General features: G+C 72.6%; 15 protein-coding genes. 8 read left to right on the top strand and 7 right to left on the bottom strand.

The features are described from left to right. Window positions 1-19: 19 nt before the first annotated feature. From IFT88_RS15300 to IFT88_RS15280, 5 genes are all read left to right on the top strand, one after another. Complete coding sequence (locus tag IFT88_RS15300; RefSeq protein WP_192121575.1) at window positions 20-1,276, top strand: MFS transporter; 1,257 nt, start codon at window positions 20-22, stop codon at window positions 1,274-1,276. Window positions 1,277-1,381: 105 nt separating this feature from the next. Continuing rightward, a complete protein-coding gene (locus IFT88_RS15295) occupies window positions 1,382-2,467 on the top strand; it encodes an alkene reductase (protein WP_192121573.1) in 1,086 nt (361 codons plus the stop codon). A gap of 177 nt (window positions 2,468-2,644) precedes the next feature. Continuing rightward, window positions 2,645-3,079, top strand: coding sequence for a hypothetical protein (locus tag IFT88_RS15290; RefSeq protein WP_056227334.1), 435 nt, complete (start codon window positions 2,645-2,647; stop codon window positions 3,077-3,079). Window positions 3,080-3,188: 109 nt separating this feature from the next. Continuing rightward, window positions 3,189-3,815 carry a CDP-alcohol phosphatidyltransferase family protein gene (locus tag IFT88_RS15285; protein WP_043593207.1) on the top strand — a complete coding sequence of 209 codons (627 nt, stop codon included), beginning with the start codon at window positions 3,189-3,191 and terminating at the stop codon, window positions 3,813-3,815. A 260-nt stretch (window positions 3,816-4,075) separates the two neighbouring features. After that, entirely contained in the window at window positions 4,076-5,038 is a 963-nt protein-coding gene (locus IFT88_RS15280) for an SDR family NAD(P)-dependent oxidoreductase (protein WP_056227337.1), read from the top strand. Window positions 5,039-5,166: 128 nt separating this feature from the next. Here IFT88_RS15280 and IFT88_RS15275 read toward each other — a convergent pair whose 3' ends face one another. From IFT88_RS15275 to IFT88_RS15250, 6 genes are all read right to left on the bottom strand, one after another. Then, on the bottom strand, window positions 5,167-7,881 hold the full coding sequence (locus IFT88_RS15275) for a phosphoenolpyruvate carboxylase (protein WP_192121571.1): 2,715 nt from the start codon (window positions 7,879-7,881) through the stop codon (window positions 5,167-5,169). A gap of 120 nt (window positions 7,882-8,001) precedes the next feature. Further along, window positions 8,002-8,520, bottom strand: a complete 519-nt coding sequence (locus tag IFT88_RS15270) for a Fic/DOC family protein (RefSeq protein WP_249409076.1) — start codon at window positions 8,518-8,520, stop codon at window positions 8,002-8,004. Window positions 8,521-8,593: 73 nt separating this feature from the next. Further along, entirely contained in the window at window positions 8,594-8,788 is a 195-nt protein-coding gene (locus tag IFT88_RS15265) for an antitoxin VbhA family protein (protein WP_192121567.1), read from the bottom strand. A gap of 59 nt (window positions 8,789-8,847) precedes the next feature. After that, window positions 8,848-9,588 (bottom strand): aminoglycoside 3'-phosphotransferase, encoded by a 741-nt coding sequence (locus IFT88_RS15260; RefSeq protein WP_192121565.1) that lies wholly within the window; start codon window positions 9,586-9,588, stop codon window positions 8,848-8,850. A 468-nt stretch (window positions 9,589-10,056) separates the two neighbouring features. Continuing rightward, window positions 10,057-10,326, bottom strand: coding sequence for a GlsB/YeaQ/YmgE family stress response membrane protein (locus IFT88_RS15255; protein ID WP_043595797.1), 270 nt, complete (start codon window positions 10,324-10,326; stop codon window positions 10,057-10,059). Window positions 10,327-10,474: 148 nt separating this feature from the next. Next, window positions 10,475-10,687 (bottom strand): hypothetical protein, encoded by a 213-nt coding sequence (locus tag IFT88_RS15250; protein WP_055978025.1) that lies wholly within the window; start codon window positions 10,685-10,687, stop codon window positions 10,475-10,477. Between the two features lie 277 nt (window positions 10,688-10,964). Between IFT88_RS15250 and IFT88_RS15245 the strand changes: the two genes are divergently transcribed. The 3 genes from IFT88_RS15245 to IFT88_RS15235 are packed head-to-tail and all read left to right on the top strand — an operon-like array spanning window position 10,965 to window position 14,496. Then, window positions 10,965-12,734 carry a circularly permuted type 2 ATP-grasp protein gene (locus IFT88_RS15245; protein WP_192121563.1) on the top strand — a complete coding sequence of 590 codons (1,770 nt, stop codon included), beginning with the start codon at window positions 10,965-10,967 and terminating at the stop codon, window positions 12,732-12,734. Then, window positions 12,728-13,654 carry an alpha-E domain-containing protein gene (locus IFT88_RS15240; protein ID WP_043595802.1) on the top strand — a complete coding sequence of 309 codons (927 nt, stop codon included), beginning with the start codon at window positions 12,728-12,730 and terminating at the stop codon, window positions 13,652-13,654. The genes IFT88_RS15245 and IFT88_RS15240 overlap by 7 nt, the downstream gene beginning before the upstream one ends. Then, a complete protein-coding gene (locus tag IFT88_RS15235; protein ID WP_043595803.1) occupies window positions 13,651-14,496 on the top strand; it encodes a transglutaminase family protein in 846 nt (281 codons plus the stop codon). The genes IFT88_RS15240 and IFT88_RS15235 overlap by 4 nt, the downstream gene beginning before the upstream one ends. A 36-nt stretch (window positions 14,497-14,532) precedes the next feature. Here the strand turns inward: IFT88_RS15235 and IFT88_RS15230 are convergent, their stop codons facing one another. After that, entirely contained in the window at window positions 14,533-15,405 is an 873-nt protein-coding gene (locus IFT88_RS15230; protein WP_192121561.1) for an endo alpha-1,4 polygalactosaminidase, read from the bottom strand. Window positions 15,406-15,493 lie beyond the last annotated feature (88 nt).

Raw genomic sequence — 15,493 nt, 5'->3', positions numbered from 1 at the left:
GACAGCTTAGGCTGTGAAAATGAAACGTACGTTTTCGAATGACGTCGGGCTCGTCGCCGCCGGCACGGCCCTGATCGCCGTGACCTACGGTCTGGTGCGCCTCGCCTACGGGTTGTGCCTGCCCGAGATGCAGGCCGACCTCGGGTTCGACGCGGGTGTCGCAGGAACGGTCTCGTCCGGAGGCTCGCTGGCCTACGTGGCCGGCGCGGTGGCGGGGTTCGCCGCGGCCGGTCGCCACTCCCGGGCCCTCGTCGTCGCGGCGGGCGCCACGGCCGGGGTCGGGGCCACGGGCATGGCCCTCGCCCCCGACGTGGTCCCGTTCGCACTCGCGGCCGTGCTGGGCTCGGCCGGTGCCGGGCTCGCCTCGCCCGCGCTCGTGCGCGTGCTGCAGCGCGGTCTCGGCGACGTGCGGCAGGCGGGCGCCCAGACGGTCGTCAACGCGGGCACCGGGCCGGGACTGATGGCGGCGGGCCTCCTGGCGTTAGCGTTGCTGCCCGACTGGCGGCTCGCCTGGCTGGTGGCCGCCGGGGGAGCCGTCGCGGCGGCGGGGGCCGTCCTCGTGCTCGACCGCCGCGCCTCCTCCGCTCGATCCCTCGTCGCGGACGGGGCCACCGGTGTCGCACGCGCCGACACCGCCCGCCCGAGCGGCGCCATGGGCCTCGGCCCGACCGGTCCCCGCGGCCTCCTGCCGCCGCAGTCGTGGTTCGTCGCCCACCGGTGGGTGCTGCTCGCGGCGCTGCTCGCCGGTGCCGCCTCGGCCGCGGTCTGGAACTACGGACGCACCCTGCTGGTCGACACCGGGGTGGCGGCCGAGCTGTCGGTCGGGGCCTGGGTCTGCCTCGGCGCCGGAGGCACGGCCGTCATCGTCACCGCCCGACCGCTGGCACGCCTGGCCCCCGGGACGGTCTGGACGCTCACCCTGGCCGTGATGTCGGCGGGCACTGCCGGGGCGGCGGCCCTGCCCGGTGTCGTGCCGGTGGCGTTCGCGGCCTGCGCGGCGTTCGGCTGGGCTTACACGGCGGCGACGGGTGCGCTCATCGCCTGGACCGCCGAGATCGACGCCGAGCGGGCCGCGAGCGGGACGGCGCTGCTCTTCGTGCTGCTGGTGCTGGGCCAGGCCGTGGGGGCCGTCGGCCTGGGGGCGCTCGTCGACACAGGCGGCTACGGCACGGCGTTCGTCCTGGCCGCGCTCGCGGCCCTCCTCGCGGCGGGCCTCGGTCGTCTCAGACCCCGGGGCGTGGCGAAGATCTCTGCCCGCGACCAGGGTGCTCGGTGACTTCCCAGGTGTCGGCGCACCCGACGGGGAATGCAGCGTGCAACCGCCGGGTTGCCTCACGGGCGCCCCCGCCCGAGGGCGACCCACCGTTCGGAAGGACCACCCTTGGACCTCTTCTCTCCCGCCACCTTCGGCCAGCTCGAGCTGCGCAACCGCGTCGTCATGGCGCCCCTCACCCGTCTGCGCTCCGGCGACGCCGGCATCCCCGGCGACGTCGTCGTGGAGCACTACCGTCAGCGCGCCTCCTTCGGCCTGATCACGACGGAGGGCACCTACCCCTCGCAGGAGTCCAAGGCCTACGACGGCCAGCCCGGCATCGTCACCGACGAGCAGGTCGCCGGCTGGAAGCGCGTCGCCGAGGCCGTCCACGCCGAGGGCGGCCAGATCGTCATGCAGGTCATGCACGGCGGTCGCGTCTCGCACACCGACATCACCCGCACCGACCGCATCGTCGGCCCCAGCGCGATCGCCATCGACGGTCAGGTGCACACCTCGGCCGGCAAGGTCGACTTCCCCGTGCCGCACGCCCTCACCGCCGACGAGGTGCACCAGGTCACGGCCGACATCGTCGCCGCGTCGAAGCGCGCCGTGCTCGAGGCCGGACTCGACGGCGTCGAGATCCACAGCGCCAACGGGTACCTGCTGCACGAGTTCCTCTCGCCCGTCTCGAACGTCCGCACCGACGAGTACGGCGGAACCCCCGAGAACCGTGCCCGCCTCGCGATCGAGACCGCGACCGCCGTGGCCGAGGCGATCGGTGCCGGCCGCGTCGGCATCCGCCTGTCGCCCATGCACAACATCCAGGACGTCGTCGAGACCGACGTCGCCGACGTGACGGCCGTCTACCGTGCGCTCGTCGAGGGTCTCGCGCCGCTCGGCCTCGCCTACCTCAGCGTGCTGCACGCCGACCTGCGCGGCGAGCTCGTGCAGGACCTCCGCACGCGCTTCGGCGGCGCCTTCGTCGCCAACAGCGGCTTCGGCCAGATCACCACGCGCGACGAGGCGATCGCCGAGGTCGCGGACGGCCAGGCCGACGCCGTCGCCGTGGGCCGCTTCGCCATCGCCAACCCCGACCTGGTCGAGCGGTGGCAGGGCGACCACGAGGTCAACGAGCCCAACCCCGCCACGTTCTACGCCGAGGGTGCCGAGGGCTACACGGACTACCCGACCCTGCAGCACGCCGACCGCTAGTCGGTCGCCTGCACCGCGAACCCCGTTCCGCGCGACGAACCACGTTTCTTCGTGGTTCATCGCGCGGAACGGGGTTCTTCGTCGTGGGGTCGGCCCGCGCGGCGGCCGCGTCCGCGGCGAGCCGAGGAGGTGCGGTGCGCGTCACCCGCGTCGCGCACCGGGCGTAGACAGGACGGCATGAGCGACGTGAAGCACCCGTCCGACCTCGGGATCGACGTGAGTGAGGGCTCGCCGCAGCAGCTGTACCGCTGGCTGCTCGCGAGCGTGCTGTTCGGCCGGCCCGTGCAGCAGGGCGTCGCCGCCGACACGTACCAGGTGCTGATCGACCACGGGCTGACCAGCCCTGCTCGCTTCGCCGAGCACGACCACGAGGGGTTGCGCCGGTTGCTCGACGAGGCCGGCTACGCCCGCATCGACCACGTGATGAGCGACGAGCTGCACGAGGTCATGGGACGTGTCGACTCCGACTGGGGCTCGGTGAACCACCTCGTGCGGTCGTCGGCGGACAGGGCCGAACTGACCCGCCGCCTCACCGACCTCAAGGGTGTCGGCCCGAAGACCGCCGAGATCTTCACGCGCGAGCTGCCCGACGCGCTGTACGGCACCGCCTGACCGGGGCACCCGTAGACTCGAGGCGATCTCGGGGGAGCGACCCGCGCCTCCTCGGGTGTGACCGGTGCGACCGCACCGACTGTCCGCGCGATCGCGCAGAGGGGGCCTCGTGACGCTCGTCGACAAGCTGTTCCGTCAGGACGAGTGGCGCACCGTGCCCAACGCCATCTCGGCGGCCCGGCTGCTGCTGCTGCCGGTGTTCCTCGTGTTGATCGTCGATCAGCACTACTGGTCGGCCATGGTCGTCATCGCGGTCGTCTTCGTCACCGACTTCCTCGACGGGTTCATCGCCCGCCGCACGAACACGACGTCCGAACTCGGCAAGTGGCTCGATCCGGTCGCCGACCGCGTCACCGTGATCGTCGTCGTCATCGCGTTCGTCGCCGGAGGGCTCGTGCCCTGGCCCGTGCTGCCGCTGCTGCTGGTGCCCGACCTGCTGCTGAGCGCCTACGCGCTGTTCGTGCTGGCCGGGGCGTCGTTCCCCGTGACGTGGGTCGGCAAGATCCGCACGGCGCTGATCTTCGTCGGGCTGCTGCTCGTGCTGGTCGCGGCGGCGGTCGTGGACCAGTTCGGCGGGTCCGGAGGCGCGGCGTCGCCACCGCTCGCCGACGCCGGTGCCGTCGCTCGCACGATCGGCCTCGTGGTGCTCTGGATCGGCCTGGTCGGCCACTGGGTCGCGGCGGCCCTCTACGCCGCCGCGCTCGTCCGGATGCGCCGAGCACGCCGCACCGCCTGACCCGCGCCTTCGCCCGCCCCTGCCGTCTGCCTCCTGCCGTCCTGCGCAGGTGTGCAATTCGCGACGACCGAGGTCGGGGAGAACGATTTCCCCGCGAACCGGGCGGCGTGTCGGCCGGCGGTTGTCGGGTTCGGCACGCCCGGGAGGCGCGGTGCCGGTCGGGTTCGGCACGTCCGGGAGGCGCGGTGCCGGTCGGGACGTGCCCGGCCGTCACCGGTTCGCCGAGAGAGGTGTCCCCTCCCGGGCGTAGCGTCGACGTCATGACTCGCATCACCACCCCCTTCAGTGCCGCCACCACCGCGAACGAGGTCGTCGACGGCCTCGACCTGACCGGCACGCGCATCGTCGTGACCGGCGCCGCGTCCGGCATCGGCATCGAGACCGCCCGCTCCCTCGTCGCTGCGGGGGCCGACGTGACCCTCGCCGTCCGCCGTCCCGAGCAGGGCGAGCAGGCCGTCGCCGACATCCGCGAGAGCACCGGCGACGGCAGCGGCACGGTCCGCGCCGCGATCCTCGACCTCGAGAAGCGCGACACCCTGCAGGCCTTCGCCGACGCGTGGCAGGGCCCGCTCGATGTGCTGATCGACAACGCCGGCATCATGGCCACGCCCGAGACCCGCACCCCCGAGGGCTGGGAGCTGCAGTTCAGCAACAACCACCTCGGTCACTTCGCCCTCGCGAACGCGCTCCGAGGTGCTCTCGTCGAGGGCGCCCAGGCCTCGGGCACCCCGTCGCGCCTCGTGTCGCTCAGCTCGACCGGCCACCACTTCTCGCCCGTCGTGTTCGACGACGTGATGTTCGAGCGTCGCGAGTACGACCCGTGGTCGGCCTACGGCCAGTCCAAGACGGCGAACTCCCTCTTCGCGGTCGGCGTCACGCAGCGCTGGGCCGACGACGGCGTGCTGGCCAACGCCGTGCACCCGGGCGGCATCCTGACGCCGCTGCAGCGCCACCTGCCCAAGCAGGAGATGCTCGACCGTGGCTGGATCGACGAGGACGGCACCCCCAACCCGGCCTTCAAGTCGACCCAGCAGGGCGCCGCGACGTCGGTCTTCGTGGCCGTCCACCCGCTCGTCGAGGGCGTCGGCGCCCGCTACTTCGAGGACGTCGCCGAGGCCGAGCCGTTCCGCGAGGACGCCCGAGGCCGCGGCGTGAAGGACTACGCCCTCGACCCCGAGCAGTCGGACCGCCTCTGGGCGCTCAGCGAGCAGCTGCTCGGCTGACGCGCCCGCCGGGCTGACGCGCCCGCCGGGCTGACGCGCGCGCGCGAGCGACGGGCGGAGCACGCAGGAGGCGCGGGCCGGGTCGACGACCCGGCCCGCGCCTCCTGCGTCCTGCGGAGTGCCGCGGCTCAGCCCGTGTTCTGCAGCCCGGCGGCGATCCCGTTGACGCTGAGCAGCAGGAGGCGGTGGTCGGCGTCGGCCGGGTCACCACCGCCCGCGACGCGGATGGCCCGCAGGGCGCGCAACTGCAGCAGCGAGAGAGCGTCGACGTAGGGCGAGCGCAGCCGCACCGCGCGGCTCAGCACCGGACGTCCGTCGAGCACCTCTCCGTGGCCGCTGACCGCGAGCACCCACGAGCGCGTGCGGGCCATCTCGTCGAGCACGCGTCCGGCGAGGTCGTCGCGGTCGGCCAGGGCCAGGTACTCGCGGGCGATGTGCTCGTCGGTCTTGGCGAGCGACATCTCGACGTTCTTGATCATCGCCGAGAAGAGCGGCCAGGTCGCGTAGGCCTCACGCAGCAGGTCGAGGTCGCCCACGGCCTCGAGCGCCGAGCCGAGGCCGTACCAGCCGGCGAGGTTGATGCGGGCCTGCGTCCAGGCGAAGACCCACGGGATCGCCCGGAGGTCTTCGAGGGATTCGACCGAGAGCCCGCGACGGGCCGGGCGCGAACCGAGCGCGAGCAGGCCGACCTCTTCCATCGGGGTGACGGCGGCGAACCACGAGGCGAAGCCGTCGGCCTTGACCAGGCCGAAGAACGCCTCGCGCGAGGCGACGTCCATCGTCGAGGCGACCTCGGCGAACCGCGTGGCGGCGGTCGCGTTGGCCTGCTCGTTCGACGGGCTCGACGCCAGCAGGGTGGCCGCGGCCATCTGCTCGACGTGTCGGGCGGCGATCGTCTTGTTGCCGTACTGGGCGAAGATGACCTCGCCCTGCTCGGTGATCTTGAAGCGGCCGTCGACGGAGGCCGGCGGCTGCGCCAGCACGGCCTCGTTCGCCGGTCCGCCACCGCGGCCGAGGGCGCCGCCGCGACCGTGGAACAGCGTCAGCTCGATGTCGTTCTCGGCGGCCCAGTCGGCGATGCGGGCCTGGGCGGCGTAGAGCGCGAAGGTGGCCGAGACCGGGCCGACGTCCTTCGACGAGTCCGAGTACCCCAGCATGACCTCGAGGCGGCGGCCGGTCGCCGCGAGGCGCTGCTGCACGGCTTCGGTCTGCAACGCCTCGTCGAGGATGCGCGTGCTGGCCTCGAGGTCGGCGAACGTCTCGAACAGCGGGATCACGTCGAGCACGGGTGCGGGCTCGTCGCCCATCGCGCGCTCGGCGAGCTCGTAGACGTTGGCCAGGTCGGCCGACGACTGCGTGAACGACACGATGTAGCGCGACGCGGCCCGCACGCCGTAGCGCTTCTGCAGGTCCGCGATCGTGCGGAACACCGCGAGGACCTCGTCGGTCATCTCGCTGCGTGCAGGAGGCGCGGTGTCGGACCCGGCGTCGCCGCCGGTGGACTGCTCCCCGCCCGCCACCGGGTCGGCCGCCCGGAGCTCGGCGAGGGCCGTGCGGTGCACCTGCGAGTGCTGGCGCACCTCGAGCTCGGCGAGGTGGAAGCCGAACGTCTCGACCTGCCAGACGAGGCCCTGCAGGTCGCCGTTGGCGCTGCGGTGCGCGCCGGCCGCGCGCAGCGACTGCTGAACGACCCGCAGGTCGGCGAGCAGCTCGTCGGGGTGGCCGTAGGCGAGCGGCGCTCCCTCGCGGCGGGTGGCGTCGATGCGGGCCGCGACGAACATCAGCACGCGGCGGTGCAGCTCGTGGGGTGAGCGCACGCCGATGCGGGACGCGACGTTCGCGTCCATGCCGCGCTGCGCCTCCGCGAGGGCCACCAGCTCGTCGGAGGCCGGGGTCTCGGCCTCGTCGAGCGTCAGGGTGCCGCCGATGCGGGAGGTCGCGCGGTGCAGGCCGAGCAGGACGTGCTCGGCGGCGATGTCGGCGGCGGCCCGGGTGACCTCGGCCGTGACGTGCGGGTTGCCGTCGCGGTCGCCGCCGATCCAGGTGCCGAGGCGCATGAAGGCGGGGGCGACGGCGGGCTCGCGGCCGGCGGCGTCGCCGAGCAGCCGGTCGTCGAGCAGGCGGTAGACCTGCGGCACGATCTCGAAGAGCGTCTGGTCGAAGATGCTCATGGCCGTGCGGACCTCGTCGAGCGGGGTCGGGCGCGTGGTGCGGATCGGCGAGGTGCGCCAGAGCGTGTCGACCTCTTCGAGCAGGCGGCGTTCGGCCTCGGCCACGGCGACGTCGTTCTCGAGCCGATCGCGGTCGATCATCAGGTCGCTGATGCGACGGATGCTCGATGCGACCGCACGGCGACGGGCCTCGGTCGGGTGCGCGGTGAGCACGGGGTGGAAGCGCAGGGCGTCGAGCCGCTTCGAGGCCTCGTCGGCGCCGACCTCGTCGGTCAGCTGTCGCAGGGTGGCCGAGACCGAGTCGCCCGCGGCGCTCGCCTCGCTGCCGCGGCGGCGCAGCACGCGGACGCGGTGGTGCTCCTCCGCGAGGTTGCTGAGGTGGAAGTAGCAGGTGAAGGCGCGGGCGACCTGCTCGGCGAGCCCTTGGTCGAGGGCGTCGACGAGGCGCTGGGCATCGTCGAGGCTCGCGCCGTCGGCTCCTTCGTAGGCGGCGATGACGGCGGCCCGGACGTCCTCGACGGCCTGGAAGAGCTCGTCGCCGCCGGATTCGCGCAGCACCCGGCCGAGCAGGCTGCCGAGGTAGCTGACGTCCTGACGGAGGCTGCCGTCGACGGCGCCGCTGATGTCGTCACGGCTGCCGTCGTGTCGTCGTGTGGTCTCGATGTCGGTCACCGCACCATCTTGGACGACCCGGGCGATGTATGACGCCACGTTCTGGTCACACCGCCATGTTTAATCGTGGCGCGGTGCCCACATCGTGGCGTCGTGGGCCCGGGTGCGACGTCGCCCGGGTCACGTCGCGTCGACGACCACGTCGTCGAAGAGCGCGAGCAACGGCTCGAAGTCCTGGCGTTCCGACGCCGCACGACAGGCTGCCACGTTGGTGGTGGAGTCGATCGAGCGCCAGTCGAGGCGCCGGCCCGCGTCCTCGGCGATCCGGCCCCACAAGACCCGCTGGGCCCGGCCGTTGCCTTCGCGGAACGGATGGATGTAGTTGATCGCGTCGAAATGGTGGGCGAGCCTCTCGACGAACCGCGTCCTGTCCATGCCGCGGAGGTGGTCGTCGGCCCGCAGCTCGTCGAACGCGAAAGCCGATGCTCGCTCGATCATCGACCAGGGCAGGAAATGCTCGGCACCAGGGGTGTTCTTGCGGATGTCGACGATGCGCGGCGTGCCGGCCCAGTCGTACACGTCCTGGAACAGGTGACGGTGGATGCCACAGAGCTCGGCCAGGTCGCGCGTGCTCGGAGCCTCGTGGTCCGAGAGCTGGACGAGCCGGGCGAACGCGAGGGCACCCTCGGCTTCGTCCAACGACCGCCGATCGGTCGCGCCGACGAGATTCCGAAGGATTCCCGTGGCCGGATCGACGTACGGGTCGACGCCGTCAGGCAAGTCCGTAGCGAGCCCGCGCCCGGGCGACGAGCTCGTCGGAGTCGATCCGCCCCGCCACGTAGTCGACGGCATCCGACGACGTGTCGGAGTCGACGTGCAGGCCCTCCATCTCGCCGCTGTGCTCGGCCTCGTGGACCGACCGCTGTCGGAAAAGGGTCAGCTGTGCAGGGTCGGACGGCGGTGTCATGGTCGCTCCCGGACGATGGCGGCTGGCTCGGATCGTCCCATTTTACCTGCTCGCCCAGTTCACGTCGCGGCCCAGAGCGCCCGGTAGTACGCCGTGCGGACGGGGTCGTCGGCGACGCCGTACGAGTCGAGGAAGGTCTGCTCGAAGCCGGGGCCGTAGTTCCAGCCGAGGCTCATCGTCGCGACGGCGATGTCGGCCCAGCGGTCGGCGACGCCGAGGGCGTCGAAGTCGACGTGCCCCGACCAGAGTCCGTCGTCGCCGATCAACGTGTTGGGCACGCAGGGGTCGCCGTGGCAGACGACGAGGCGGTCGATCGCCGGCGGGTCGCCGAGTCCAGGAGGCGCGGTGCGAGCCTTCTCGCTGGTCGCGATGCGGTCGTCCACCGACCAACCGAACGGGCACTCGTCGACCGGCAGCACGTCGTGCAGTCGCCTCAGCCCTCGTCCCGCCTCGCGCGCGGCGGTCGCCGGGTCGGCGGCCCAGAGCAGGTCGACGGCGCTGCGCCCCGGCACACCCGCCGTCACCAGGTACTCGCCCGCGTCGTCGCCGCCGATCTCGAGCACGCGGGGGGCGGGGGTGAAGTCGACGACCCAGCGCAACCGCATCTCCTCGGCGTGCAGGTCGAGGCCGCTGCCGTGCGGGGCCCACTTCGCGAAGCGCCGGGTCGGCCCGTCGCCGAGGCGGTACGTGGTGCCTCCGGCCTCGTTCCGCCAGACCGCCGTGATCGCGTCGCCGCGCGCGGCCGTGACCACCGCCTCCGGCACCTCGAGGTCGGGGTCGGGCCGATTCTGCGTCCACATGCCCCGAGTCTCGCACCCGCACCCGCTGCCCCTGGCGCCCCTGCTGCCTGGCCGCCGTGTGCACTTCGCGACGGTCGGCTGGGGATCGGGGCCGTGGGGCGGAGATGAGCGGCGTGGCGCGCGGCGGTTGTCGGGTTCGGCACGCGGGGTGGGGAGGTGCGGGTCGGGTTCGGCACGCGGGGTGCGGGGTGTGGAGGTGCGGGTCGGGTTCGGCACGCGGGGTGTGGAGGTGCGGGTCGGGTTCGGCACGCGGAGTGCGGGGGTGCGGAGTGCGGGGCGCGGAGGTGCGAGTTCGGCACGCGGGGCGCGAAGGCACGGGTGGGGTGCGGCACGGCGGGTTCGGCACACGGGGCGCGGAGGCGCGGGTGGGGTGCGGGCACGCCGGGAACGGCAAGGCGCCCCTGGAGACGACGGAGCGGGCCGCCCCCGGAGGGACGGCCCGCTCTGTCGTGGTGCGGGGGGAGCTGCTTACGCGCGGCTGCCCTTGCGGCCGGTGATGAAGCCCCAGATGACGAGGACGACGAGCGCACCGAGGATGGCGATGATCCAGCTCTGGATGCTGAAGAAGCCGTCGTAGCCGACGTTGAAGACGGCTCCGCCGATCCAGCCACCGATGAGGGCGCCGATGACACCGAGGATCAGGGTGGCGATCCAGCCGCCGCCCTGACGGCCGGGGAGGATGAGCTTGGCGATGGCACCGGCGATGAGGCCGAGGAGGATGAAGGCGAGGAAGCCCATGATGTGTTCCTTTTCGTTTGGTGCGCGGGTTGCGCTGATGCTGCTGAGACGGTCGGGATCGGGTGCGTGCCAGCGGGGTCCGTGTGACGGCCGCATGCGAAGAGGCCCGTGAGAAGGTCGTCCTCTCGGGCCCCTGCGGCTGGAAGGACTAGTGCGCGGCCTTGCGGGCCTTCTTCACCGCGGCCTTGCGGGCCTTGGCGACGTCCTTCTTGGCCTGGGCACGCGCCTTCTTCACCTTGGGGTCGTTCCAGAACGAGTCGAAGAAGTTGCTGATCTCCTTGTAGCGACCCTTTCCGGCCTTGGCTCCGTAGGTGTACGCGAGGAACGCGATGAGGGCGATGACGAGGTACTTGAAGCGCATGTGGGGGTCCTCCCAGTGGGACGTTCTTGTCGTTCGGGGGTGACGCTATTCCTCCTGGGAGTTCTCTGTTACAAATCGGATTGGTGGGAAGCGCCCGTTGTTCGCTTTTGTCCTGCCCCTCGGTCGGCCGACGCTCGGCCCACGCCCGGCCGACGCCCGGCCGACACCCGGCCAGACACCCGGACGACACGTGTCGCATAGCCACCTCCGAGCCCCCGACACACCCCCGCCGCACGGCCGAAACACCCCGGCAACACCCCCTGGCTAGCGTCGAGCCATGGGTGAGCTCTTCGAGGGATACGCGACCACCACGGGTGCCGCGGCCCGGTCGGTCGGCACCCGACCAGCCGGCGCCCGTCCGTCGGCCGCCGCGTGGGACGAGATGTTCGAGCCGGACGGCACGCCCCGTCGGGCCTACCACGAGATCCACGCGACGCTCGAGGGCATGACGCAGGACGACCTGCGGGGCCGCACCGCGGCGCTCGCCGACTCGTACCTGGCGCAGGGCGTCACCTTCGACTTCGCCGGCGAGGAGCGGCCGTTCCCGCTCGACGCCGTGCCGCGGGTCGTCGAGCACGCCGAGTGGACGACCGTCGAGCGCGGCATCAAGCAGCGGGTCAAGGCCCTCGAGGCGTTCCTCGCCGACGTCTACGGCCCGCAGACCGCCATCGCCGACGGGGTGATCCCGGCGAGCCTGATCACGAGTTCGAGCCACTTCCACCGGCAGGCGAGCGGCATCGACCCGGCCAACGGCGTGCGCATCCAGGTGAGCGGCATCGACCTGATCCGCGACGAGGCGGGTGCCTGGCGCGTGCTCGAGGACAACGTGCGGGTGCCGAGCGGCGTCAGCTACGTGATCTCGAACCGTCGCGTCATGGCGCAGACGCTGCCCGAGCTGTTCGTCTCCATGCGCGTGCGTCCGGTGGGCGACTACCCCAACCGGCTGCTCGCCGCCCTGAAGAAGAGCGCCCCGTCGGGAGTCGACGAGCCGACCGTCGTCGTGCTGACCCCCGGGGTGTTCAACTCCGCCTACTACGAGCACACCCTGCTGGCGCGCCTCATGGGCGTCGAGCTGGTCGAGGGCCGCGACCTCTACTGCTCGGGCGGCCGCGTCTTCATGCGGACCACCGGCGGACCCGAACGCGTCGACGTGATCTACCGCCGCGTCGACGACGAGTTCCTCGACCCCCTGCAGTTCCGCGCCGACTCGGTGCTCGGTTCGCCGGGCCTCCTGATGGCCGCCCGTCTCGGCACGGTGACGATCGCGAACGCGGTGGGCAACGGCGTCGCCGACGACAAGCTCGTCTACACCTACCTGCCCGAGCTGATCCGCTACTACCTGGGCGAGGAGGCGCTGCTGCCGAACGTGCACACCTGGCGGCTCGAGGACCCCGGCGCCCTGGACGAGGTGCTCGACCGCCTCGACGAGCTCGTCGTCAAGCCGGTCGACGGCTCGGGCGGCAAGGGCCTCGTCGTCGGTCCGGCCGCGAGTCGACGCGAGCTCGACGAGTTGCGCACGCAGCTGCAACGCGACCCTCGCGGCTGGATCGCGCAGCCCGTCGTGCAGCTCAGCACGATCCCGACCCTGGTCGACGACGGCCTCCGCCCCCGCCATGCCGACCTCCGGCCGTTCGCCGTGCACGACGGCGACGACGTGTGGGTGCTGCCCGGCGGCCTCACCCGGGTCGCCCTGCCCGAGGGGCAGCTGGTCGTCAACAGCAGCCAGGGCGGCGGCTCGAAGGACACCTGGATCGTCGGCGGCGACGTCAACGCCTGGGCCGGTCACGACGTGAGCGCGCTGATCGCCGAGCAGACGACCCCGACCCAGTCGATCCCGATCGTCACGCCCGAGCAGCTCGCCGAGGCCGCGGCCGCCGCGGCCGACCACAGCCCCGACCACGCGCCCCAGGACGACCCCCGCAACGACCAGCAGGCGCAACAGCAACAGGCGAAGGAGGTGCGGGCCGGGTCACGAAGCCGACCCGCGCCTCCTGCGTCCCGCGTTCCCGACCGCGGAGCCACCCCGACCGAAGGGCCATCATGCTGAGCCGCATCGCCGAGAGCCTGTTCTGGATCGGCCGCTACATCGAGCGGTCGGACGGCACGGCACGCATCCTCGACGTGCACCTGCAGCTGCTGCTCGAGGACCCCTGGATCGAGGAGGACGTCGCCTGCCGCAGCCTCCTCGCCGTGATGGGCAGCGACGCCCCCGAGGGCGACCTGGCCCGGGGCGACGTGCTGTCGATGCTGGCGGTCGACCGGCACAACCCGGCCTCCATCGCCTATTCGCTCGGCGCCGCCCGCGAGAACGCCCGACGGGCCCGCGAGATCGTCTCGACCGAGCTGTGGGAGTGCCTCAACACGACGCGCGCCCGCATGCCGCGCAAGGTCGCCGACGACAAGGTGCACGAGTTCTTCGCCTGGGTGCGCGAGCGCAGCGCGCTCGCCGTGGGGATCATCGAGAGCGCGACGAGCCGCGACGAGGTGTGGCAGTTCTTCACCCTCGGCCGGTCGATCGAGCGGGCCGACATGACCGCGCGCCTGCTCGCGACCCGCACGCTGACGGAGGCGTCCGGCCCGTCGTGGACGACGATCCTGCGGTCGTGCGGTGCGTACGAGGCCTACCTGCGCACCTACCGGGGCGTGCCGAGCGCTCGCAACGCCGCCGAGTTCCTGCTGCTCGACCGGTTGTTCCCGCGCAGCGTGCTGTTCGCCATCAGTCGGGCCGAGGCCTGCCTGCGCGACGTCGAGCCGACGAACCACCGGGTGGCGGCGTCCGACAGCGGGGTGCGCATCCTCGGTCAGATGCGCAGCGAGCTCGAGTACCGGCCGATCGGCGAGATCCTCGACGACCTGCCCGGCCAGATGGACACCGTGCAGGCCGCGACGAGCGCCGCGTCCGAGGCGATCCGGCAACGGTACTTCCCGACGAGCGCGGCACCGACCTGGGTGGGGGAGCGATCGTGAGCCGGCTGCGCATCCGGCACCTGACGGGCTTCTCGTACCAGGGCGAGGCGGTCGCGAGCTACAACGAGGCGCGCATGCTGCCCGCGCACACCGAGGGCCAGTTCGTGCTCTCGTCGCACCTGCGCATCGAACCCGTCGCCGCGTCGCACGAGTACGTCGACTACTGGGGCACGCGGGTGTCGTCGTTCGAGGTGCTGCTGCCGCACCGGCAGCTGTCGCTGACCGCGACCTCGCTCGTCGAGGTGCGACCTCAGGCGCATCCGTCCGAGACGATCTCGTGGGACGACCTGGCGGCGGTCGCGGGGGCCAGCACGTCGTTCGTCGAGCACCTCGAGCAGACGCCCCTCACCGCGCCTCCGGTCGACCTGGCCGAGGTCGGCACCGAGGCACGGGCGTCGCACGCCGACCCGTGCGCCGCCGCGATGGCGATCTGCGAGACGGTCGGAGGCGCGGTGCGGTACCTGCCGGGCGTCACCAACGTGAAGACCACGGCCGCCGAGTCGTGGGCCGCCCGGGCCGGCGTCTGCCAGGACATCGCCCACGTCACGGTCGGTGCGCTGCGGGCGGCGGGCATCCCGGCGCGCTACGTCAGCGGCTACCTGCACCCGAAGCCCTCGGCCGAGCTGCGCGAGACCGTCACGGGCGAGTCCCACGCCTGGGTCGAGTTCTTCTGCGGCACCTGGCACGGCTACGACCCCACCAACCTGATCGACATCGGCGAACGCCACGTGGTCGTCGGCCAGGGCCGCGACTACCGCGACGTGCCGCCGCTGCGCGGTGTCTACGCGGGGTCGTCGAACAGCGAGCTCTTCGTCACCGTCGAGATCACCCGCGAGGCCTAGGGCGGCCCGGCCCGCCGGGGGCTCAGGAGGCGCGGGTCAGCAGGCCGTGTAGGCGTGGGCCGGGTCGTCGGCCGGCACCAGGTCGTGGTCGCGCACGATGGTCGAGGGGGCCGGGTCGAGCTCGCCGACGCGGGCGCAGACCTCGGCGATCGAGCCGCGGAGGTCGTCGGTGTACTCGACGTCGAACACGAGCCCGCCGTAGACGTCCGTGAAGGCGTCGCACTCGTCGTAGCGGTCGCACTCCTCGGTGACGGCGAAGTCGTAGCCGACCTCGTCGCGGCCCCGGGCACCGAGGTCGGCGGTGTTCTTCTGCGCCGTCGCCAGCCCGGCCGCGTGGGCCCGCGCGACGAGCAGCGTCGCGAAGGCGACCGCGTCGTCCTCGCCGAAGGCGTCGTCCGACCGCGTCCACGAGTCGAGGTTGTCGAACTCGACCGCCTGGTAGCCCGAGGCGGCGCACCCGTCGATCGTCGAGGCCTGGTGCTCGGCCACGGCCTGCCGGTTCGCCTCGGTGGACAGGTCGAACAGGTGCTCGTCCGGCCAGCCCGGGTCGACCAGCGGTTCGCCGTCGGCCGTCCGCACGAGCAGCTCGTCCGGCCACTCGACTCCGGGCTGCGTCTGGAACCCGTTGACGTAGCAGATGCCGTAGGCGCCCTCGGCGGGGTCGTCGGTGCTGTCGCGGGCGACGACGGTGGCTCCGTCGGGGACCGGCGACGCGCCTCCCAGTTGGTAGTCGAAGCGGGCGCCCTCGGGCGGCAGCACGACGCCGTCGGCCGTCGCGGCCCCCGACGCCACCACCGCGGACGAGGAGGCGCGCTCGGGTCGTTCACCGACCCCGGCGTCGACGTTCGTGCAGCCCGTCACGGCGAGGGCCACGGCGACCAGGCCGACGAATCCGAGGGGTACGCGCATGCGGCGAGCCTAGGGGAGACCGCTCGGCGACACCGTCGGGTCGACACGGCACCCCCGCACGCCGCGGTGCCCTGTCCACTCGGCGTCG

Source organism: Frigoribacterium sp. CFBP 8751 (genome assembly GCF_014841545.1).
Taxonomy (GTDB): domain Bacteria; phylum Actinomycetota; class Actinomycetes; order Actinomycetales; family Microbacteriaceae; genus Frigoribacterium.
This window is presented reverse-complemented; position numbering and strand designations above follow the sequence as displayed.